General features: G+C 35.9%; 1 protein-coding gene. It reads left to right on the forward strand.

Annotated elements, in window-relative coordinates; genetic code table 11:
- The coding region (locus IDG60_RS22090; protein ID WP_241013316.1) for a hypothetical protein at positions 1–81 on the forward strand (81 nt) is incomplete at its 5' end.
- Positions 82–259: the final 178 nt, after the last annotated feature.

Below are 259 nucleotides of genomic sequence, written 5' to 3' on the forward strand. Positions count from 1 at the left end.
AAAAAATTCGACCGTAAAGAGAAGAGCAGCGGTGGAAGCAGACCTATGAAAGGTCGCACATTTGCTGACCATCAAAAATAATTTATAGATTAAGAGCTTAAAGATGTAATGTCTTGAGCTCTTTTTTTTGTTGGTTCTTCATATTTTATGGTGGGAAGGTAAAACTTCCTGCTTTTTTTAATACACAAAAAGCGCAATTGCCTCTATAATTTAAAGTGACCAAACCCAAACTAAAGGAGACAAGTGCGCCTATGTGTAA

Source organism: Staphylococcus sp. EG-SA-2, from assembly GCF_017152085.1.